The sequence below is a fragment of the Bifidobacterium sp. RTP21102st3_E2_RTP21102_210122 genome (assembly GCF_040916945.1).
In the GTDB taxonomy this organism is placed as follows: Bacteria; Actinomycetota; Actinomycetes; order Actinomycetales; family Bifidobacteriaceae; genus Bifidobacterium; species Bifidobacterium longum.
Genome location: NZ_JBCPAN010000009.1, coordinates 21,718 through 41,885 on the forward strand (window position 1 = coordinate 21,718; position 20,168 = coordinate 41,885).

At 60.4% G+C, this 20,168-nt stretch carries 18 protein-coding genes, 3 tRNA genes and 1 pseudogene; 17 read left to right on the forward strand and 5 right to left on the reverse strand.

Going from position 1 to position 20,168, the window contains the following annotated elements:
- Positions 1–2: 2 nt before the first annotated feature.
- Positions 3–3,626, forward strand: a complete 3,624-nt coding sequence (locus AB5287_RS09590) for a helicase (RefSeq protein WP_032737482.1) — start codon at positions 3–5, stop codon at positions 3,624–3,626.
- A gap of 2 nt (positions 3,627–3,628) precedes the next feature.
- Complete coding sequence (locus AB5287_RS09595) at positions 3,629–3,829, forward strand: hypothetical protein (RefSeq protein WP_007053005.1); 201 nt, start codon at positions 3,629–3,631, stop codon at positions 3,827–3,829.
- Positions 3,830–3,923: 94 nt separating this feature from the next.
- On the opposite strand, the gene AB5287_RS09600 is transcribed toward AB5287_RS09595, so the two are convergent.
- From AB5287_RS09600 to AB5287_RS09610, 3 genes are all read right to left on the reverse strand, one after another.
- Complete coding sequence (locus tag AB5287_RS09600; RefSeq protein WP_368221130.1) at positions 3,924–4,493, reverse strand: SAF domain-containing protein; 570 nt, start codon at positions 4,491–4,493, stop codon at positions 3,924–3,926.
- A gap of 237 nt (positions 4,494–4,730) precedes the next feature.
- A complete protein-coding gene (locus AB5287_RS09605) occupies positions 4,731–4,916 on the reverse strand; it encodes an FmdB family zinc ribbon protein (protein WP_007053007.1) in 186 nt (61 codons plus the stop codon).
- Positions 4,917–5,079: 163 nt separating this feature from the next.
- Positions 5,080–5,820: a 5-formyltetrahydrofolate cyclo-ligase gene (locus AB5287_RS09610; RefSeq protein WP_012472143.1), complete on the reverse strand. Its 741-nt coding sequence runs from the start codon at positions 5,818–5,820 to the stop codon at positions 5,080–5,082.
- Between the two features lie 65 nt (positions 5,821–5,885).
- On the opposite strand from AB5287_RS09610, the gene AB5287_RS09615 reads away from it, so the two are divergent.
- The 3 genes from AB5287_RS09615 (at position 5,886) to groES (ending at position 8,522) form a co-directional block, all read left to right on the forward strand.
- Positions 5,886–6,551 carry a GNAT family N-acetyltransferase gene (locus AB5287_RS09615; RefSeq protein ID WP_007053783.1) on the forward strand — a complete coding sequence of 222 codons (666 nt, stop codon included), beginning with the start codon at positions 5,886–5,888 and terminating at the stop codon, positions 6,549–6,551.
- Between the two features lie 80 nt (positions 6,552–6,631).
- Complete coding sequence (locus AB5287_RS09620) at positions 6,632–8,056, forward strand: hypothetical protein (RefSeq protein WP_011068733.1); 1,425 nt, start codon at positions 6,632–6,634, stop codon at positions 8,054–8,056.
- 172 nt (positions 8,057–8,228) lie between these two features.
- Positions 8,229–8,522, forward strand: coding sequence for a co-chaperone GroES (gene groES / locus AB5287_RS09625; RefSeq protein ID WP_007053011.1), 294 nt, complete (start codon positions 8,229–8,231; stop codon positions 8,520–8,522).
- 672 nt (positions 8,523–9,194) lie between these two features.
- On the opposite strand, the pseudogene AB5287_RS09630 reads toward groES, so the two are convergent.
- Positions 9,195–9,746, reverse strand: a pseudogene (locus AB5287_RS09630) (PLP-dependent transferase).
- A 308-nt stretch (positions 9,747–10,054) separates the two neighbouring features.
- Between AB5287_RS09630 and AB5287_RS09635 the strand changes: the two are divergent.
- From AB5287_RS09635 to dapC, 8 genes are all read left to right on the forward strand, one after another.
- Positions 10,055–10,136 (forward strand) — tRNA-Tyr (locus tag AB5287_RS09635).
- Position 10,137: 1 nt separating this feature from the next.
- Positions 10,138–10,209, forward strand: a tRNA-Thr gene (locus tag AB5287_RS09640).
- 4 nt (positions 10,210–10,213) lie between these two features.
- Positions 10,214–10,287: transfer RNA gene (locus tag AB5287_RS09645), tRNA-Met, on the forward strand.
- Between the two features lie 61 nt (positions 10,288–10,348).
- Positions 10,349–10,516, forward strand: coding sequence for a 50S ribosomal protein L33 (gene rpmG / locus AB5287_RS09650; protein ID WP_007053013.1), 168 nt, complete (start codon positions 10,349–10,351; stop codon positions 10,514–10,516).
- Between the two features lie 273 nt (positions 10,517–10,789).
- Entirely contained in the window at positions 10,790–12,013 is a 1,224-nt protein-coding gene (locus AB5287_RS09655; RefSeq protein WP_007053014.1) for a UDP-N-acetylmuramate dehydrogenase, read from the forward strand.
- Positions 12,014–12,165: 152 nt separating this feature from the next.
- Positions 12,166–13,692: an amino acid permease gene (locus tag AB5287_RS09660; RefSeq protein ID WP_038426553.1), complete on the forward strand. Its 1,527-nt coding sequence runs from the start codon at positions 12,166–12,168 to the stop codon at positions 13,690–13,692.
- A 60-nt stretch (positions 13,693–13,752) separates the two neighbouring features.
- Positions 13,753–14,073 carry a ferredoxin gene (gene fdxA, locus AB5287_RS09665; RefSeq protein ID WP_007053016.1) on the forward strand — a complete coding sequence of 107 codons (321 nt, stop codon included), beginning with the start codon at positions 13,753–13,755 and terminating at the stop codon, positions 14,071–14,073.
- 114 nt (positions 14,074–14,187) lie between these two features.
- The gene (gene dapC / locus AB5287_RS09670; protein WP_368221126.1) at positions 14,188–15,432 is read left to right on the forward strand and encodes a succinyldiaminopimelate transaminase; all 1,245 of its coding nucleotides are present in this window, start codon (positions 14,188–14,190) and stop codon (positions 15,430–15,432) included.
- Between the two features lie 9 nt (positions 15,433–15,441).
- Here the strand turns inward: dapC and AB5287_RS09675 are convergent, their stop codons facing one another.
- Positions 15,442–16,467, reverse strand: coding sequence for a LacI family DNA-binding transcriptional regulator (locus tag AB5287_RS09675; RefSeq protein ID WP_061870239.1), 1,026 nt, complete (start codon positions 16,465–16,467; stop codon positions 15,442–15,444).
- A 181-nt stretch (positions 16,468–16,648) separates the two neighbouring features.
- Between AB5287_RS09675 and AB5287_RS09680 the strand changes: the two genes are divergently transcribed.
- The 4 genes from AB5287_RS09680 to AB5287_RS09695 all read left to right on the forward strand — a co-directional run.
- Positions 16,649–17,983, forward strand: a complete 1,335-nt coding sequence (locus AB5287_RS09680) for an ABC transporter substrate-binding protein (RefSeq protein WP_007055228.1) — start codon at positions 16,649–16,651, stop codon at positions 17,981–17,983.
- An 11-nt stretch (positions 17,984–17,994) separates the two neighbouring features.
- Positions 17,995–18,906 carry a carbohydrate ABC transporter permease gene (locus AB5287_RS09685; RefSeq protein WP_038426550.1) on the forward strand — a complete coding sequence of 304 codons (912 nt, stop codon included), beginning with the start codon at positions 17,995–17,997 and terminating at the stop codon, positions 18,904–18,906.
- Between the two features lie 2 nt (positions 18,907–18,908).
- Positions 18,909–19,766 (forward strand): carbohydrate ABC transporter permease, encoded by an 858-nt coding sequence (locus AB5287_RS09690; RefSeq protein ID WP_038426636.1) that lies wholly within the window; start codon positions 18,909–18,911, stop codon positions 19,764–19,766.
- 91 nt (positions 19,767–19,857) lie between these two features.
- Positions 19,858–20,168 (forward strand): alpha-amylase family glycosyl hydrolase (locus AB5287_RS09695; protein WP_368221128.1); only part of this gene is annotated, 311 nt, incomplete at its 3' end.

Here is a 20,168-nt window from a genome sequence, read left to right on the forward strand (position 1 = left end):
AGATGACCCAGAGCCAGACTCAGAACCAGAATCTCACGGAAGGTCTGAATCGCATCCGTCGCTGGCGTGACCAATACCGCAGCATGCAGCCGCCATCGCCGCTCGAGGATGTGAATCAACTGGCCGCGAAGCTGGAGATGACCCATGCCCATCCCTCCGGCATCGCCCAGCTGTTCGCTTCCGGCCATGTCCGGTTGGATTCGTTGTTCCGCGACACGGGTGTGCTTAAGGCCGCCGAACGCCATATTGGGCGCGTGCTGGATGACCAGGCCGCCAAACGCAGGATTTCCGGCGTGGCGGAGTTGTCGCTCGTGGTCGGCGTGGCCACATGGAAGGGCAACGCGCTGCCGGTGCTGTTGTACCCGGTGAGCGTCACGATCGAGGATGATGGCTTGTCGACCACCATTCGATTCACCGGTCGCGTGACCCTGAACGTCGCGTTCGTCAATACATTGCGTGAGCAGGGGGTGTTCCTGGATGAGGATTCCCTGTTTGACGGTGCCAGCTATGACAGTGGCACTCCCGAAACTTCCGCGATGTTCGCCCGTATTTCGTCCGAAGCGTCGGAGCGTATCTCCGACTTCGCCATCGAGCGCCAGATTGTGCTCGGATGCTTCATGGACCCCTCGTCGCAGATGATCAGCGAAAGCCGACAGTTCATCGACCAGCTGGAGAACGGCCCCACCGGCAATGTGCTGTTGGACGCGCTTGCCGGCGACGAATCCGCCCGCACCGCGCTCAAAGATGCCAATATTCCGCAATACAGTCCTTTCGACGTAGACCCGCATGCTGAGTACGAAGTCGGCGATGTGGACAATACGGTGCGATATGCCGCGTCACTTGCCGCCAATGGCCATAGCATCGTGGTCGACGGCGCCTTCCCGAAGGGCACCGCGGAGCAGGCTGTGGCCATCGCATCGCGCTGCCTGATGAATGGTCGTTCCGTGCTGTACGTGCCCGGCGTGGCCGAGCAGAAGCGTCTGTTCATCCAGACGGCTTCCGCCAATGAGATGAAGGCGCAGGTACTGGATGTATCCGATGAACACGCCAACGCCGCGCTTGATAAGCAGCTGATTGCCGCAGTCGGATTCCAACCGGGAGTCGCCACCCAGCGATTCGACCAGTTGGCCGACGAACTCGTGGGCGTGCGTTCGCGCTTGACCCGCTACTTGGGCGACCTGCACGGGGGCAATGATAAGTGGAATGTGTCCGCATACGAGACCATTCAGAATCTGGCCCGTATCTCCGTGCTCCCGACGCACCCTGCCACCCACGTTCGACTTGACGAGTCAAGTGCCCTGAGCATCGCCAACGATATTGACACATGGATCGGCAAGATGGAACGCGCCGGCGAGCTCGGCGAATACACCATCGGCCCGGAAGACACCGCATGGTACAAGGCGTCCATCACCACTGAAGAACAGGCAGTAACCGCCTACCAGCGCGTGGACGATTTGCTGCGTCGCTTCCTGCCCGCCACCCGTGAGCAGGTGGCACGCACCGTGCAGACCTGCGGATTCCCGGTTCCTCCCACCACCCGCGAGTGGGAGCGTCAGGTTACGGTTTTGAAGAATCTGCGACGAGTGCTTGACGTGTTCCAGCCGGAGATTTTCGAGCGAGACATCAGCTCCATGATCGAGGCCACCAAGCCGAAGAGCCAGCGCAAGGCCGAGGGCACGTCGATGGGATTCTGGGAGCGCCGCCGCCACATCAAGGAAGCCAAGGATCTGCTGCGCGTCGGCGCGCAGGTCGAGGACTTGCACGAAGCGTTGAAGGTAGTCGCCAAGCAAGGGGAGCAGTGGCATCAGTTCGTGCCTCACGGCGGTTGGCCGGTGCTGCCCAGCAAGCTCGACGAGATCATCTCCACCCAAGAGGCGCTGGTCAGCAATATGACCGCGCTGGATACCGTGCTTTCCACCACACCCGCTGGTGGCAATCTGGAAACCGCCGATTTCGAGAAGGTGGAAGCACGCCTGAAAGCACTGCTGGATGATCGCAAGGCACTGGACACCTTGCCGGAGCGTTGCCTGCTGGAGCAGGAATTCGCCTCTGCCGGACTGAACGAACTGGTCGCCGATCTCAACGCTCGCCGAGTGAGCGTGGAGCAGGTGCGCGGCGAAGTGCAGCTGGCCTGGTGGACCACCGTGTTTGAGGACATTGTGCGTTCGTCCGCCATCATCTCCAACCAGGATGGTGCCGCGCTGCAGGCCGCATCCGACCGCTTTGCGCAGGTCGATGTGGAGCACGTGCGCTCCATCGGACCGATGGTGTCGCAGGAATCCATGCGCCGCCTGTGCGACATGCTGTTCTCCCGCACTCAGGAAGCCAACCAGATGCACACCGTGCTGGCAGGGCGCGCCAGTGTGTCGCTGAGCAGGATTCGCCGTGATCATCCGGAGATTCTGGCCGCGGCCAAGCCGATTCTGGTGGCCGCGCCGGGTACGCTCGCCGCACTCACCGAGCCGGGTGTGCTGGCTGATGTGGCGATTCTCGATGCGTGCGCGCACATTCCCGCTATCGAGTTGCTGTCCATCATCGGCCGCGTGCAGCAGGTGGTGGTGATCGCCCACTGCGCGACGGTAACCAGCGAAAGCGTCAAGCAGCTGATCGACACGTTGCCTCATATCGAGGTGGATGCTGCCCCGTCTCGCCGTGCGCCGCGCCTGTCCGCATTCCTTGAATCCGAGGGATATGGTCCTGTTCGCTATGATGTGGCCACCGAGCCGGCTGCCGGTGAGGTGCGATTCCACCGTGTGGAAGCGAGCGGTGTGCCGGTTATGTCTTCTGGTCTGGTGGAATCCAGCCAGCCGGAGATTGATGAAGTGGTGCGTCTGATTACGCAACGTGCCGCCGGTTTTGCCGTGGTTCCTTCCAGCTATCGACTTGTGGTCGTGATGTTGACCGACGCATTCCGCACACGCTTGGGTGCCGAATTGAAGTCGTTGGCAGGCAAATCCAAGGCGATGGGCCGATTCCTGCGCCATGTGCGGTTGGTTTCCTTGCGTGACGTGGCCGGAGGTCGTGCCACTGACGTGATTCTGTCGATGTGCTATGCGAAAACCACGCACGGACGTCTGCTTCAGCAGTTCGGTCCGCTCGAAAGCACAGGCGGTCGCGGACTGTTGCTGGATGCCCTGGCATTGGCGGACCACAGCTTGGATATTGTGTCGGCCTTTGGTTCCGAAGATTTGGATGAAGAACGACTGCACCAATCCGGTCCTCGGTTCCTGAAGACCATGTTGACGTGGGCCGAACAGCTTGACGACCGTCCGGTGCTTCCGTTGCGTGATGCGGCAGGCGGCAACGTGCTGTTCGACGATATCGCCGACAGGTTGCGCGCGCGAGGACTGAACGCTGCTGTTGATTATGGATTCGACAAGGGCGTGAAGATTCCGCTCGTGGTGGGATTGAAGGACAAGCCGTTTGCCTTGGCCGTGCAGACCGATGACGCGAACTTTATGTCCGTGCAATCCACGCGTAGGCGTCATCGTTTGTCGGCACAGGATCTCATTTCCTTGGGCTGGAATGTGATGACCGTCTGGAGTGTCGCCGCCTTCGTGAACCCCGATAAGGAAGTCGACCGTATCGTCAGCCGTATCGGTGAGATCTATCGCGAGGTTGAATAACCATGGCGGAATACTCGGCTACACGGCGCACACCGCGCAAGCACAAGCGCGTGGTGATGAAGGGCACTGAGCAGTTTGACGCTGACGGTGTCAAACTCGAGCCCGGAGACATGCAGACCGACCAACAACGGCAATCCGACGACGACAAACGCATCCTCGGCGAACTGCCGCCGCATTGGGCCGTTTTTAACGAGCGCGAGTAGGAGTTGGGGCGCACTCTGTGCGCCCCAACACTGTGTTTTCCGCAGCCGACAGGCTGCGGAAAACACAGTATCGGCCGAAGGCCGATTCCGCTTCCTACCGCACAACGGCCATAATCGCTCCGGCCTGTTGCAGCTCCATAACCTTGGCCGCGGCCTCCGGCGGCATTGCGAACGACACCAGTCGGTCGTTGCCTCCCAATGCGCCAGTCGCATCCGGTTTGCCGACATTCATCACCGTGGCGTTCTCGGCCAGCGTGCAATCAGCACCTTCGCAACCGACGGCGGAAACCAGTCTCACCTGATCGCCGGCCAATACATCGTCGACGCTACTGGCCAAGCGGACTTCAATCACCGTAGTGCCGGTCGGTGCTACGGGCGCATCTCTGGCCATATGCGTGAAAATGGGATCGGCTGCTTCGATATCGATTTGCGCTACCTTGCCCACCACATCCTCAATATTGCCTGTCCAAGACGGGCCTGCCGCAGATACCGGCATATCAGCCAACTGAACGTCGGCGGCCAGAATAATGTCACCCCGTCGAATCGAGCGGGCGGCCACCACCATCGGCTCGGTCTCCACCACGGCCAATACGGCTTCAAGCCCAAACAGCACTGCGAGTCCCACGCACAACGCAGCAGTGAGTCGGCGCAAGGCATCCGCCATGCGCCGTCGCCGCAATGAGCCGCGCGCAGGCGGCTTAATAAACGAAAAGGTCACCATGCAACCATGGTGACCTGAAGTTTTTCGTAAGCGCAAGCCAAATCGACCTATGTGGTTCTAGCTTGCCAAGTTATCCACAACGCTTCAAACCCGTGCAACAGACAGTGCCCGTAGTGCCAATATCCGCGGCATACCGCCGTCGACACCGTCGTTTACAGAGGAAAAGCGGGTGTACAGACCTTACTTGCCGGATTTGTCGGTGCGGTAGAAGCCGTGACCCTTGAACTCAATCGGCACGGCGGAATACACCTTGCGCACCTGCTCCTGCGAGCACTTGGGGCACACGGTAATCGGGTCGTCATTGAACGACTGCTGTTCGGTGAAGTCATAGCCGCAGTTCTTGCAACGGTAATGATAGGTAGGCAACGGATTCCTCCAACAAAGTCATATTTTTCGCGGATGGCCCAAACGCCATGCCACGCAACCGTTCATATCCTAGTCGCCGCCCTGACACATTGGCGTTACGGTCTTACTAGCCAGCTTGCTGTTGCCACTCTGGTTCCATCGGCCAGTGTGCGTGGCTGGTTGGTCAGTCTGGCTTGCGCCGAGTATCTTGGCCGGCCGGCCAGCTCAACAGGCCCGATGAGCTAAGCCGCCGGTATCCCTCCGGCGTCAGCACTCCGTCGGCCGGCACATCATGTGGTTCGGCCGGCAAATCAATGTCCAACACCTCCCACGGCCAGCACACCGCAATCAGGGGACATGCGGGCTTGCGGCGAGCCAAGGCCCGGTCATACCAGCCGGCTCCACGCCCCAGACGATTGCCCTGCGGGTCCACTGCCAAAGCCGGAGCGATGACCAGATCGGCCTTCTCCAACGCTTCGGGCGGTAGAACTGCGCCAGTTGGCTCATCGGGTCTGTGATGGACGGTGCTGGGAGAGCTGCAGCTACCGGCATTGTTCGCGCCACCCACTGCATCCATCGAGCGCAATGATTCCAATGAATCCAGCACACTCCAGCCAATTTCCAACCCAGACCCCAACCTTGGCACCAACACGTGGCAGCCATGAGCCCGCAGCCATCGCAACAGTGGCCGGGTTTCGATTTCCGAACCCATCGACACATATGCCGCCACTGTGGGACCATCCTGAATCATGTGTGCTGGGAACCGTCGCACCAGCAATTCACCGGCCGCTCCGCGTTCTTCCGCTGGAACGCGCTTGCGCCGAGACAGTATATGGTGGCGCAGCGTCGCTTTATCCGTCTTCTCTGTTTTCTCTGTGCCGCTGTAGTCGCTGCCGATATTCATGCCACTGCCCACTTCGCTCATACCGCACAATCTAGTGTTTCCATCGTAAAACGAAAGTGGCCACGGTAGCGGCGCAAGACCTTCATATGGCTACAATAAAGGCCGTGTCAGTTTTCCAGTCGATTAAAGAGGCGTTCAAGCTGGACCACCAGATCCGCCCGCCACGTCTCACCCATCCCGGTTTTCCGATAGTCCTGCGCCCCCTGACCATGGATGATGAGGACGGCTGGAACGAAGTGCGCTGGCGCAACAACGACTGGCTGGCACCTTGGGAATCCGGTGACCCGATGCATGGCGGCTCCATCACATTCAATCAATGGGTGCAGCGGCAGCGCCGTAACGAGCAGCATGGCGTCGGCGTGATCTTCGCCATCGAATACCAGATGCGTATCGTCGGCCAGATTTCGTTGGGAGCCATCGTGTATGGTGCCATGCGTACCGGCGTGGTTGGTTATTGGGTCGATCAACGGTGCGCCGGCCGCGGATTCGCGCCAATGGCACTGGCCATGCTTGCCGATTGGGCGCTCGGAGACCCATTCGGGCCCGCGTTGCATCGGCTGGAAATCGCCATTCTGCCGGATAATGCGCGTTCTTTGGCTGTGGTGCGTAAGGTCGGAGCCCATCATGAGGGACTGCGCGAGCGGTATATGTATGTCAATGGCCAGTGGCGTGACCACGTAACGTTTGCGCTGTTGGCTGAAGATATGGGGCAAGGGTTCGCCGCTAGACTCGCCGCCGCCGGTTCCAGATAAGCGTCGACCGGAAGAATTCCGCTCCGACACGCCCGGACGGAAAGCCCCAGTTCGTCGGCACGTCTCCTATCCTTGACTCTATGGGTTATGAGTCACTGAGCACTGTCGTCGTGCTGGTGATTGTGGCGATTATTATCGTTGTATGGCTGCCCGTACGTACGGCCAACGGCATGAAACGTGTGGACGAGCACCGGCAGGATCGTTATTCGCCTTCCCTGCATATCGTTGATGCAGAGAACGGCAGACGATTCGGAGACATCAAGCCGCATAAGGCGAAAGGGGCAGCAATGCCAGCATCAACACCGTCAGCGAGGCTGACATCTGAGCACATCGCCCATGTGCGGGAACTGCGCCGCGCGGCCATCCGCCGCCGGCAGATTCTCGCCGTATGCCTGCTTGCCATAACCGTGTTGGTGTTTGCCGTATCGTTCCCCCTGCATTTCAGTCCGCTGCTTGCTCTTATTCCGTTCGTGCTGTTGCTGCTGGTGCTGGTGCTGGGAGCCAATGCCTCACGCCAGGCCCGGCAATGGGAGCGCAAGGTGGTCCGCTACGAGCGGGCTCATAGCGGTACGGGCTGGTCCAAGAAACCGTCTGCCGAGTCCAAGGACAGCAAGCGTGTGAACAAGGCCGAACCGGTTGCGGCCGTAACTGCGCCTGCCGAGAAGCCTGCCGAGCAGATTGAGGATGCTGCCACCGAGGTCATGGAACAGCGGCAGATTCGCCGCGCGTTACGCGATGCCGAGATTGAGCAGGCCAAGGCCAAGGCGTTGCGTCAGTCCGCCGCCGCATATCAGGCCGCAGAAGAGCACGCCAAACAGTCTGAGAAGTCTGATATTGCACAGTCCGCCGCCGATAAGCCTGCCGCCGAGCCGTCTGCTATGGTCGATGAATCCGCCGACCGTAAGTCCGCTGCCGAAACCAGCGAATCTTCCGCCACACCTGATGCCTCCGTTCGCACAGACAAGTCGATTGAGTCGGACAAGTCCGTCGCCCCTCGAGTTGAACCATCGCTTACGGTGCGTGACGAGCGCGATGAGCGCGACGATGCCGCTGCCGCTGCCGATGCCACGTCGGAACTGGTCAGCGTACGCCCTGCCCGAGCACTGGACGTCTTCGATATGTCCACCTCGCAGGATCTCATCTCCTTCACTTTGGGTGGGGAACATAACGCCGACAACGCTCCGGAAAGCTTGGAGATCAAGTCGACCCGTCAGGTGTCCAAGGCGGAACCTGTCGAACCCGCAGTGGCGGAAAAGTTGATTGACGAGGCCCGAGCCGTCAAGGCCGCGGACGACGCCAAGGCTGTCAGCGCCGGAAACGCTGTAGACACTGAGCCGGAGCAGCGCGATGATGCCGATACGGACGCCGATGACGAGGCTGCAAACGCCGCCCAGCGAGCCGCATTCCACGAATCCGAGGAGCGTGCCGACGTCGAAGCGCCAGCGGCGACCACCGATTCGTTGGGCGCAGGCCTGGACTCCATTCTTGCCCGCCGCGGCAACTGAGCGTTGCGATTCGACGATTTTCTCTCACAGCGTTAGCACTCGAGTTGGCAGAGTGCTAATAATCGCGCTACGATGTGTCCTAGCGCAAAGGGACAACGCAAGTGATCGTCAGCCTCTTGAGGCGTTCTGGCGCGGCATTATCGAACTACAAGTAGATACGAGGTGACCCACAGTGTCGATTAAGCTCACACCGTTGGAAGACAAGATCATCGTCAAGCAGGCCGAGGCCCAGACCCAGACCGCTTCCGGTCTGTACATTCCGGACAATGCCAAGGAGAAGCCTCAGCAGGGTGAAGTCCTGGCCGTTGGCCCGGGCCGTCGTGACGACAAGGGCGAGCGCATCCCGATGGATGTCAAGGTCGGCGACAAGGTGCTGTACTCCAAGTACGGCGGCACCGAAGTCCATTACGAGGGTGAGGACTACCTCATCGTCGGCGCCCGCGACATTCTCGCCATCCTCGGCTGATTAGTCGCCTAGCGAACTTCAACAACCCCGACTGTTCCCGCGGATAGTCGGGGTTTTCTCTTGCTAGGCGGAAAGGGGCTCCCCCTCAGAGAGGGGAGCCGAAAGCTGCTCCCACCAAACGCCCAGCCATGCCTGCTATGCATAAAGGTGCATGCGCGCAACGTAGTTGAGTTCGGCGTTGCACCGCATCTACACTGGGTAACGGATTGGGGTCCCTATGGAAGAGGCTCAGTTGGCGACTTGGCCGAGCGGCTTAAGACATTTTGCACAAGACGGCAGTAGGTCGACGGTATGTTGTTTTTTTCCGTGTCGCAGGTTCGTGGTGTCGTCGCTGTGCCAATGGTTGTCTCTCTACCGACGCTGAGTGCCGTGGCATGAGGCCAGCGTCGGCAGTGGGCCACGAAATGGCGATGCGCCGATGCTGAGCCGCGTTGGCGTCGTTATAGGGCCAGTTTTTGGACCATTGCCGACGGCAAATCGGCGTTTTGTGTCGGCGACGGTCCAAAAACTGGCGGTCTGCCGACGATAAGTGCCGTCATCGTCGGCAGACCGCCAGGTATTGTCCCTGTGCCGACGTAAAAAGCCCTGCCATCGTCGTCACCGAGCCATCTTGTGACTCACTGACGGCGGCAGCAGGGCGGAAGAGGCCGAAATCATGCGCGCGGTGCGGTCTCACACCTCGAATCCGGCCTCCACCAGCGCGTGATCGATGTCGCGAATCAAATCGTCCGTATCCTCCAGACCCACGGCCAGACGGAAGAAGCCGCGGTGGAACTCAGGCGGGTACAGGTACTGGCGCTCGTCATCCTCACCGAGGAACACGATCAGCGATTAGTCATGGCCGAGCGAGACGGCAGACGTAATCACATTGAGCTTGGAAACGAATCGGGTGTGCCCGTCGTGGTCGGTGTCGAGGCCAAACGACAGCACGCCGCCGAACCCGGAGTCCGGGCGGGCCAGCTGGCTGGCCGCCACCTTGTGGTGCAGGTGCGATTCCAGACCGGGGTACGCCACGAAACGCACCACATCCAGCGATTCGAGATGCTTGGCAATCGCCAAGGCCGAGGGGTCGTAGGGCAGCGCGTAGGCGTTCGCCAGCGTGATGGGGCGACGGATCGCGCCGGTTTCGGCGTCGACCCCGTTACCGAGGTGAATGGCCAGCGTGCCGAATCCGAGCGGCTGGTCGTCGAATGATTGTCCGTGATGTACAAGATCAGAAGCCATGCGCCCAGCATGCCAGCATGCGCCGTGCCGCGCAAACAGGCGACATCGCTCGAAAACCGCGCCATTGCAAGGTTCTAGAGCACCATATAAGAAAAAATGATTGGGTGAAGTGCGGGGTGCAGCCTTGGTCGGGGCTGTTTGCAGGGCCGAAGCGGGCCCTGAAAACACGCTGTGAGACACGCCGATAAAACCGCAGAATTCCGCGGTAAAACAAGGTTCGCGTAGGGGCCGATTTGCATACCTGGAAAATCTGTGGTTATATAGCCAAGTTGCCTGTTGAGGTCAAACACCGCGGCGGGAAACAGACTGGCGGATTTCCCAAGCGGTCAAAGGGAGCTGACTGTAAATCAGCCGCTTCGTGCTTCAGTGGTTCGAATCCACTATCCGCCACGCCCCGATAGCTCAGTGGTAGAGCACTTCCTTGGTAAGGAAGAGGTCGTGAGTCCAATTCTCACTCGGGGCTCTCTGGCGGGGTAGCTCAGCTGGCTAGAGCGTACGACTCATAATCGTAAGGTCAAGAGTTCGAGCCTCTTCCTCGCTACAAATCGCGCCCGCTAACCGGTGGGCGCGCACTATACCTAAGAACACAGAGGTGAATGACAATGGCTAAGAGCGCCGACATCCGTCCGGGCATCACGCTGGCCTGCACCGAGTGCAAGGAGCGTAACTACATTACGACTAAGAACCGTCGTAACACGCCCGACCGTCTTGAGCTCAAGAAGTTCTGCCCGCGCTGCGGCAAGCAGACCGTGCACCGCGAGACTCGTTGATCGCAAGTATCACAGCTTTACAAAACCCGGCCCATTCGGCCGGGTTTTTGCGTATTGCCTCCGGAGGCGAGTGGCAGGGTGCGGAATCAATATCCGCATCGCGTGAGAAACGGCAGAAATCCCGCGTCTGAACGAACCCCTCGCGGGCATTCTGTCGTTTCGGGCCGCCAAAACGGCAGAAATCCCGCGCCACCTTCGTTCAGACGCGGGCGTTCTGCCGTTTCAGCCGATGATTGCCTCGATATCGCACCTGCGCCACTAAGATAGTAAGCCATGACAAGCTTTGCAGACATCACCACCATGGGCGTGGGCGGCCCCATCGCCCATTTCATCGAGCCGACCACGCGCGTGGGACTCATCGAAGCCGTGGAAGAAGCCGATTCCAAAGGCCTGCCCTTGGTCGTCGTCGGTGGCGGCTCCAACCTGCTTGTTTCCGATAAGCCTTTTGACGGCGTGGTGGTTCGAGACGCCCGACGCCTCATCACTGTGCCGGACGAGGCTGCACCGGTAGAGGGCGAGGATCGCACCGTGCATGTCAATGCCGAGGCCGGTGCCAATTGGGATGATTTCGTGGCCTTCACCGTAGAGCTCGGGCTCGAGGGCGTCGAGGGACTGTCCGGCATTCCCGGCACAGTCGGCGCTTCCGTGGTGCAGAACATCGGTGCCTACGGGCAGGAAGTCGCCACTTCGGTCGAATCGGTGGAAGTCTGGGATCGAGACACCAAAACAACGCGCGACCTCACACCCGCCGATCTTCGATTCGGCTATCGATACTCCGCACTGAAGACCAGCATGTACGCCGGCCCCGGCCGGCCGGCCGGCCGATTCTTCCCGACGCCACGTTACGTGGTGCTTTCCGTCACCTTTGCCCTGACCCACTCGGCCGAAGGCACGGTAGGTTACGGACAGCTTGCCAAAGCGCTTGGCGTCGAAGTGGGCGACCGTATGGCCACCGCCGACATCCGCAAAGCCGTGCTCGCAGTACGTGCCGCCAAGGGCATGCTCGAGGACCCTACTCGCTACGCCTTGCCTGACATGGCCACCGCCAAGCGCGAGGCCAATATCCTGACCGATCTGGAGCGTCTGGCCTCCCTCAATGAGGCCGCCGGCATTCCCGTTGGCGATGACGGTCTGCCTGCTCCCGACTACAATCGCCACAGCTGCGGCTCGTTCTTTATGAATCCGATTCTGACCGCCGACCAAGCGGCGGCCCTGCCCGAAGATGCGCCGAAGTTCGACGCGACTCTGCCTGACGGCACTCCCGGCACCAAGACGTCCGCCGCCTGGCTCATCGACCATGCCGGCTGCCATAAGGGATATAAGGTCGATGCGGACGCGCCGGCCAGTCTATCCACGCAGCACACGCTGGCCTTGACCAATCGTGGGGGAGCGAGCGCGGCCGATATCGCAGCTTTGGCGCGTGCGGTTCAGCAGGCAGTCAAGAGCGCGTTCGGAGTGGACTTGGTGCCCGAACCGGTCTGCGTCGGTGTGCTGTAATCGCGCTATTGATTGATGGAGCGGGTTATTAATCCCATATATTGCGGACTCTAAGTCTTATTAATAGACAAGACACGCGGGCTCTTCTATACTCGATTGTCGGTATTGTGCGCATTTGGTGCGCAAACAACAGAGAAAAAAAGAAGAGCACTATGCAACTGTTCCGTACGAAATCCGTCGAACAGACCATTGCCGAAACGGGTGAAGAGGGCCGCAAGCTCAAGCGCAACCTGACTTGGTGGGATCTGTCAATCATGGGCGTGGCCGTAGCCGTGGGCGCCGGCATCTTCTCGGTGGGCGCGCAGGCCGCCGCCTTCCACGCCGGCCCGGCCGTGATCATCAGCTTCCTGATCGCCGGCATCGTGTGCGGCGCAGCCGTGATGTGCTACGCCGAATTCGCTTCGATGATTCCGGTGGCCGGCTCCGCCTACACCTTCACCTACACCACGGTCGGCGAGATCATGGCCTGGATCATCGGCTGGGATCTGATTCTGGAAATGCTGATGGCCGGCTCCGTGATTTCCAAGTATTGGGGCGTATACCTCAACGATTTCATGCGCCTGATGGGCTGGAACGCCAACACCAACCTGACGTTCGGCTCCTTCCATATCGATATCGCCCCGATTATCATCGTGGCGTTCTTTACCACGCTGCTCGTATTCGGCACCAAGATCGGCGCCCGCGTGGACGGTGCTATGACCGTGCTCAAGATCGCCATCGTGTTCTTTGTGGTGATCGTCGGCTTCTTCTACGTCAAGGCCTCCAACTTCACCCCGTTCATTCCGCCGAGCCAGCCGGCCTCCACCGTGGAAGGCTCCTCCGCCGTCACCGGCGTGATGACCCAGCCGTTGTGGCAGTTCGCCACCGGCATGACCCCATCCGTGTACGGCGTTCCCGGCATCCTCTCGGGCGCGGCGCTCGTGTTCTTCGCGTTCATCGGATTCGACGTGGTGGCCACCGCCTCTGAGGAGACCAAGAACCCGCACAAGAACGTGCCGCTCGGCATCGGCGTGGGCATGCTGCTCATCATTGTCATGTACATGCTCGTGGCCGTGGTGACCACCGGCATGGTCTCCTATGCCGATCTCGCCAAGCAAGACAGCCCCTCGCTGGCCACCGCCTTCGAACTGGTGGGTGCCGACTGGGCCGCCAAGATCATCAGCTTCGGCATCGTGCTGGGCCTGGCCACCGTGGTTATGGTGCTGTTGCTCGGCCTGACCCGTATCGTCTTCGCCATGAGCCGCGATGGTCTGCTGCCGCGCGGCCTGTCCAAGACCGGCAAGCATGGCACCCCGGCCGCTCTGCAGATCGTCGTCGGCGCGGTGGTGGCGCTCGTGGCCGCCTTCTTCGACATCGGCGTGCTCTCCGACATGGTCAACATCGGCACCCTGTCCGCCTTCACGCTGGTGGCCATCTCCATCCCGATTATGCGCAAGAAGCGCCCCGACCTGCCGCGCGCCTTCAAGATGCCCGGCAACCCGTGGATTCCGATCCTCATCGCCGTGGCCAACTTCTGGTTGATGCTCAACCTGTCCGTGCTCACCTGGATTCGTTTCGTGGTGTGGCTCGTGGTCGGCTTCGCCATCTACTTCGGCTACGGCTACTGGCATGCGCGCCTCGGCAAGGGCGACCTGACCGAAACGCTGTCCGCCGAAACCGATAAGGCCGTTAACGGCTGAGAGCGAGGAGCGTCCCAACAGGCGCGTACCCTTGTATCAGTATTTGTTAAGGAGGATTCCATGCCATATGTAATCGCTCAGCCTTGCGTGGATGTCAAGGACAAGGCTTGCGTGGACGAGTGCCCCGTCGACTGCATTTACGAGGGTTCCCGCTCGCTGTACATCAACCCCAACGAGTGCGTCGACTGCGGTGCATGCGAACCGGTGTGTCCCACCGAGGCCATCTTCTATGAGGATGATCTGCCGGACGAGTGGGCTTGGTACAAGGATGCCGCTGTCAACTTCTTCGCTGAAGTCGGCGATTTGGGCGGCGCTTCCGCCAATGGTCCAATCGGCAAAGACCCGGAACAGGTCGCCGCGCTGCCGCCGCAGAACCAGTAAGCTGATTTGCGGATAAGCGCTGCACACAGCGCATAGTTCGGATTGAACCCTCGGTCTATCACGGCCGAGGGTTCGTCGTATCTTAGGAACATACCGTCCAAGAAAGGGGTTCTCATGGGCTTCCACGCATATTCGTCGCCATACGACTGGTCTCGTATCGCCGGCTTCAAAGCCACCGCCAAAACCGTGCCGGGTGGCATGATCGACCTGTCCGTAGGCTCGCCTGTGGACCCGGTGCCGAGCAGTGTCCAGCAGGCGTTGGTTGCCGGCGCAGACGCCCCCAACGCCCATGGATACCCGGTCACCGCCGGCACCGCCGACCTTAAGGCCGCTATCGATACATGGTTCCGCGAACTGCGCGGGGTGGATCTGAAATCCATCAACGCTGCCGCCGTACCCACCGTGGGTTCCAAGGAGGCCGTGGCGCTGATGGCCAGCCTGCTGCACCTTGGCGAAGGCGATGTGGTCGTCCAACCGGCTGTCTCCTACCCGACTTACGAAATCGGTACCCAACTTGCCGGCGCCACCGTGGTCAAAGTCGATGATGTGACCGACGTCGATTCCTGGGTGAATATTCCGAACGTCAAGGCCATCTGGATCAACTCGCCGTGTAATCCCTCCGGCGAGGTCATCTCCGCTGACTGGCTGACCGACATCGTGGCTGCTGCCCGTCGCATCGGTGCCGTGGTGCTCTCCGACGAATGCTATGCGTTAATGGACTGGCGTTCGGTGCGCCGCAATACAGCCGCGTCCTCTGCGCCTGCCGCGTCTGCATCTGCTGCGTCTGTGCCTGCCGCACCGGTGGCCGAATCCAACGAGCCCGCCTCCGATATCGCATTCAGTCTCTCCGCCACGCCATGTGCCCTGAATCCACATGTGTGTGAAGGTTCGGCAGCTGGCATTCTGGTGCTCTACTCGCTGTCCAAGCAGTCCAACATGGCCGGCTACCGTACGGCTCTAATTGCCGGCGATTACCGGCTGGTCAAGGAAATGGCCGAATACCGCAAGCAGATCGGCCAGATTATCCCTGGCCCAGTGCAGGCCGCCATGGCCGCAGGTCTGAAGGACACAGCCGCTGTGCGCGAGCAATGGGGGCGTTACCGTCGCCGCCTATCCGCGCTGGTTGACGCACTGAAGGCATATGGCTATTCGGCACAAATGCCCTCCGGCGCGCTGTACGTATGGGTCAAGGCCAAGTCCGGCGACTGCTGGGCCGATATGGCCGAGCTCGCCAAGATCGGCATCATCCCCAGCCCCGGCGAATTCTACGGCGCTCCCGCCTACCTGCGTTTCTCCGCCACCGCCACCGACGAGGCCATCCGTTCCGCCTGCGAACGTCTGCAACCGGCCCGCGCCTGACGACACCGACTACCGCCGGGGCGCCGCCGTGGTATTGCGGATGGCCAGGAACGTGCGCGCGGTCTCGAACGGCTCGCCCAGGTCAATGCCGAACGTCGCGGAATCAATCAGCGACAGCGCCTTTTCCGCTGCCTTGCGCCCCAGGGCCTGCGGATCCTGATGAATGGTGGTCAGCCCGAACTCGGCCGCATAGTCGCTGTCGTCGAATCCGATCAGGGACATGTCGTTCGGCACGCCGACCCCGGCTTTGGGCAGCTTGTACAGCAGGGGCAGCGCTGCCCCGTCGCTCAGGCAGCATAGGGCTGTGGGCGGCTGGTCCATGACGGTGATGCGCGCGATCGCCTCGTCCACGGTGAAGTCGTTGCGGGGCAGGGCTATGGTCAACTGTTCGATATCCTCATACGCCGCACAGGCCGATTCGAATCCCTGCAGGCGCGAGTCCGCACTGTATTCCATCGGCGCCTCCGAGGCGTCGGTGCAGATGTAGGCGATACGCCGGTGCCCCAGGGCATGCAGGTGATTGATGGCCATGCGCATGCTCTTGGCGTTGTCTATGGACACGGTGGCGTTGAACCCCTCGTTGTGCGGCACGTTGACGCCGATCAGCGGCACGCCCATGCCCTGCAGGTTGGAGATCTCCTCCATGGTTACGTTGAACGAGGCCACGATCACCGCGTCGACATTGCGGCGCAGGGGCAGCTCGTCGAAGAACGACATGCGCTGTTCGGTGTCCGCAATGCCGTAGAGGGACACGTCGTAGCCATGGGTCTGCAGCACCTCGGTCAGCCCCTTGTACAGATTGGAGTCGAACCAGGTGGCGATCGCCTCGCCGGTGAGCATAGCGATATGGAACGTGTGCTTCGATTTCAGCGCGGTGGCGGACCGGGAGATGGCGAAGTCGAGTTCGTTGGCCGCTTCGATCACTTTCTTGCGCGTGGCCTCGGTGACGATATCCGGTTTGGCGAATGTTCGTGACACCGTGGCCACGGACACCCCGGCCCTGACGGCTACGTCGTAGATCGTGGAATGTATCACGCGCGAACCTTCCTCATGGGTGCTCGATAATGGCCACAATCATACCATGACGGAATGTAACCGTTTACAGAAATCCTGTAATTATGCCGTTTGATATCAATAAATATGGGTGCTAACGTATACATCACGACAGTCGCGGAGTAGCGAAGTCGTGAAGTGTAAATGAAAGGAGAAGCAGCAGATGAAGTCCGCATCGTCTTGGACCGAGCGCTGGTCGTCCTCCGGGCATGATCGACGCCCGAACCGTATGGCGGCAAAGACCCGCAGCATATCCCGCGCCATCGCCGCCGTCTGTGCCGGCGCCGCATGCGTGGCCGCACTCGCCGGTTGTGGCACATCCACCGCCGGAAACGTCACTCTCGAATTCTTCCAGTACAAGGTAGAGGCAGTCAGCCAGTTCAAGAAGCTGGTCAAGGGATTCGAGGCGGAACACCCCAACATCACCATCGACATCATCAACACCGCCGATGCCGCCACCGATCTGCGCACGCGCTTCGTCAAGAACAAGGTGCCGGATGTCCTCACCGTGGACGGCGGCCGTTACTTCGGCGAATTCGCCGCCGCGGGAATCTTCCAGGACTTCACCGACGACGAGATCCTCGACAACATCAACCCGCAGATGGTCAAGCTGCTCAAGGATCTGGCCAAACTGTACGACACCAGCGCCGACCGCGCGTACGGCATCCCGTTCGCTGGCAACGCCAACGGCTACGTCGTCAACGTGGACCTGTGGCGTCAGGCTGGGCTGGACCCGGACAACCTGCCCGAAACTTGGTCCGAGTTCATCGCCGCGATGAAGCAGATCCAGCAGGCCGGCATCACGCCGATCGAAGGCAGCCTCGCCGAACCGTGGACCACTCAGGCGCCGTTCGCCTCCCTGGCCGGCACTCTTGTGCCGATCAGCGAATACTCGAAGCTCAGCGGCGGCACCGCCACATTCGCCGACCTGTGGGGTCCCGTGGCGGAAAAGGAAGTCGAGTTCTACCAGTACACGCAGGACAATCCGGGCGTTACTTACCAGCAGGCCACCCAGGACTTCGCCAACGGCAAGGCGGCCATCTTGCCCCTGGGCACCTACGTCGTGCCGCAGGTGCGCATGGTCAACCCGGACATCAACGTGAAGTTCGCCCAGCTGCCCGCCACCGACGATCCGGACGAGCAGGTGCTCACCGCCGGCGACGACACCGTGCTCACCATTTCGGCCACCACCAAGCATCCCAAGGAATCGCGCATGTTCGTGGAATTCTTGATGGACGAGGACCGGCTCAAGGAATACGCCGAATCGCAGTTCTGCTTCACCCCGTTCAAGGACACCTACGCCGGCGACGAGGCTCTGCAGAACATCCTCCACTTCTACAAGGAGGGACGCATCGCTGATTTCGCCGACCACTACATCCCCTCGTCCATGACCATGGCCGGCAGCCTGCAAAGCCTGCTGACCACCGGCAACGTTGAGGCGTTCACCAATTCAATGCAGACGCAGTGGGATCAGATCCAAGCCAGGACCGTACAGTAAGGAGGTTCACCATGTCCGCCATTGCCGAAAAACCACGCAAGAAGCGTGTCTCCGCTTTCTCCCATCGCAAGGTCGATCCCGCATACTACTGGATGACCGTTCCGGCCATGATCCTGTTCATGGTGTTCCTGTACTGGCCGTTCCTGCGCGGCGTGATGTACTCCTTCACCAATTCCAAGGGCTACGGCAAATACAAATGGATCGGCCTGACCAACTACAAGGCCATGTTCCAGGATGAGCGCATTGGGCACGCCTACCTGTTCACGTTCTTCATCGCCATCGTGGTGACGATTCTGGTGAACCTGCTGTCCATGTTCATCGCCGTGCTGCTCAACTCCAAGATCGCGTTCCGCAACGGGTTCCGCGCCATCTACTTCATCCCCTACACCCTGGCCGTGCTTGTGGTCGGCTACGTGTTCAAGTACATCTTCATGATGCCGATCCCCGAACTCGGCAAGGCGTTGGGCATAGGGTGGCTGTCCGAATCGATGATCACCTCCGAATCGCTGGCATGGGTGCCGATCGTGGTGCTCTCCGTATGGCAGGGCGTGGCCTACACCACACTGATCTACCTCGCCGGCCTGCAGACCATCGACACCGACATCTACGAGGCCGCCGCCCTTGACGGCGTCAACGCCTGGCAGAAGTTCTGGCAGATCACCTTCCCGCTGATCGGACCGTTCTTCACCATCAACCTCGTCCTGACGATGAAGGGCGCCTTAGGCACCTTCGACCAGGTGGTCGCCCTGACCGGTGGCGGTCCGAACTCCGCTACGGAAACGGTCACCTACCTCATCTACCAGGGCGGCCTGACCGGTGGCGAATACGCCTACCAGACCGCCAATGCGGTGATGTTCTTCATCGTCCTCGCGATCATCGCGTTCATTCAGCTCAAGTTCTTCGGTAGCAAGGAGAAGGTGTGATCATGACCAGCGCTGTTGCTGCACAACCCAAGAAAAACAAGTTCCGCAAGGACCATAAGATCAACTGGTGGCTGACCGCGGTGGTCGCGGTGCTGAGCCTGACCATTCTGGTGCCGCTCTACTTCACCATCGTCACCGCACTGAAAACCCCGGCCGAAGCCGGCACGTTCGCCCTGCCCACCAGCTGGCAGTGGGGCAACTTCGCCGAGGCCTCGAACATGGTGAACTATCCGCGCGCGGCCCTGAACTCGGCGATCATCACGGTGGCCGCCGTGGTGCTCACCCTGCTGACCAACACGTTCGTGGCCTATGCGGTGGCCCGTAACATGGACAAGCGGTTCTTCCGCTTCCTGTACTACTTCTTCATCGCAGCCATGTTCGTGCCGTTCTCCGTGATCATGCTGCCGCTGGCCAAGCAGATGGGCGGGTGGAACCTCGACAACAAGTTCGGCCTGATCATCCTGTATATGATCTTCGGCCTGGGCACCAACCTGTTCATCGCCATCGGCTTCATCCGTTCGATTCCGGTGTCGCTGGAAGAGGCGGCCCGCATTGACGGCGCGTCCACCTGGCGTATCTTCTGGACCATCATCTTCCCGCTGATGGGCCCGATCAACGCCACCATCGCGATCCTGACCGCGCTGTGGGCGTGGAACGACTTCCTCCTGCCGTTGATTCTGCTGTCCAATTCCGCGGATCAGACGATCCCGCTGGCGCAGTTCGTGTTCAGCTCGCAGTTCACCGCCAACTATCCGGTGGCGTTTGCCAGCTACCTGATGGCCATGGCCCCGATCCTCATCGTCTACATCTTCGCCCAGAAGTGGGTGATCAGCGGCGTGATGCGAGGCGCGAACAAGTAAGCCGTCTCATCCCGTCATCAGTCTGTGGAATCCTGGAGGGTTCTTGCCGCCCTCCGGGATTCCCGTCACATTCGTTAGAAAGGTTGCAATCATGACTACTGCGCAGCGTGTCGTGCTTCCCGATTCCGTTCGAACCAATGGCGCCACCCCCAATCCGTGGTGGTCCAACGCGGTGGTCTATCAGATTTACCCGCGCTCTTTCCAAGACACGAACGGCGATGGATTCGGCGATCTTAAGGGCATCACGTCGCGTCTTGATTACTTAGCTGATCTTGGCGTGGATGTGCTGTGGCTATCCCCGGTCTATAAGTCTCCGCAAGACGACAACGGCTATGACATTTCCGACTATCAGGACATTGATCCTCTGTTCGGCACGCTCGACGATATGGACGAGCTGCTGGC

Bases quoted from the DNA above. Each gene is read 5' to 3' on its own strand.
- AB5287_RS09590 (WP_032737482.1), top strand. From the start codon at position 3: ATGACCCAGAGCCAGACTCAGAACCAGAATCTCACGGAAGGTCTGAAT.
- AB5287_RS09595 (WP_007053005.1), top strand. From the start codon at position 3,629: ATGGCGGAATACTCGGCTACACGGCGCACACCGCGCAAGCACAAGCGC.
- AB5287_RS09600 (WP_368221130.1), bottom strand. From the start codon at position 4,493: ATGGCGGATGCCTTGCGCCGACTCACTGCTGCGTTGTGCGTGGGACTC.
- AB5287_RS09610 (WP_012472143.1), bottom strand. From the start codon at position 5,820: ATGAGCGAAGTGGGCAGTGGCATGAATATCGGCAGCGACTACAGCGGC.
- AB5287_RS09615 (WP_007053783.1), top strand. From the start codon at position 5,886: ATGGCTACAATAAAGGCCGTGTCAGTTTTCCAGTCGATTAAAGAGGCG.
- AB5287_RS09620 (WP_011068733.1), top strand. From the start codon at position 6,632: ATGGGTTATGAGTCACTGAGCACTGTCGTCGTGCTGGTGATTGTGGCG.
- rpmG (WP_007053013.1), top strand. From the start codon at position 10,349: ATGGCTAAGAGCGCCGACATCCGTCCGGGCATCACGCTGGCCTGCACC.
- AB5287_RS09655 (WP_007053014.1), top strand. From the start codon at position 10,790: ATGACAAGCTTTGCAGACATCACCACCATGGGCGTGGGCGGCCCCATC.
- AB5287_RS09660 (WP_038426553.1), top strand. From the start codon at position 12,166: ATGCAACTGTTCCGTACGAAATCCGTCGAACAGACCATTGCCGAAACG.
- fdxA (WP_007053016.1), top strand. From the start codon at position 13,753: ATGCCATATGTAATCGCTCAGCCTTGCGTGGATGTCAAGGACAAGGCT.
- dapC (WP_368221126.1), top strand. From the start codon at position 14,188: ATGGGCTTCCACGCATATTCGTCGCCATACGACTGGTCTCGTATCGCC.
- AB5287_RS09680 (WP_007055228.1), top strand. From the start codon at position 16,649: ATGAAGTCCGCATCGTCTTGGACCGAGCGCTGGTCGTCCTCCGGGCAT.
- AB5287_RS09685 (WP_038426550.1), top strand. From the start codon at position 17,995: ATGTCCGCCATTGCCGAAAAACCACGCAAGAAGCGTGTCTCCGCTTTC.
- AB5287_RS09690 (WP_038426636.1), top strand. From the start codon at position 18,909: ATGACCAGCGCTGTTGCTGCACAACCCAAGAAAAACAAGTTCCGCAAG.